At 69.2% G+C, this 237-nt stretch carries 1 protein-coding gene; it reads right to left on the bottom strand.

Annotation, left to right across the window (positions count from 1 at the left end; translation table 11 throughout):
- Positions 1-237 (bottom strand): hypothetical protein (locus KVS71_RS18790; protein ID WP_217585291.1); only part of this gene is annotated, 237 nt, incomplete at both ends.

Raw genomic sequence — 237 nt, 5'->3', positions numbered from 1 at the left:
CCCTACCCCCGGCGGACCGGGGCAGGAGGGGATGAGGGCGGCCAGGCCCAAGCCGGCCGAGATGAACCCCATCCGCAGCAGCGCACCGGTCACGCTGCTCGCGACGCGGAAGATGAAGCCCTGCGTGCACCCGTACCAGAGCAGCACGGCGAAGGAGAGCAGCACCACCACGCCGAAACCGACCAGCAACCAGGGGATGCGCCACTCCTCCGGAGCGAAGATCCCGATGACGATGCT

Source organism: Microbacterium sp. GbtcB4 (assembly GCF_019091465.1).
Lineage (GTDB): Bacteria > Actinomycetota > Actinomycetes > Actinomycetales > Microbacteriaceae > Microbacterium > Microbacterium paraoxydans.
This window is presented reverse-complemented; position numbering and strand designations above follow the sequence as displayed.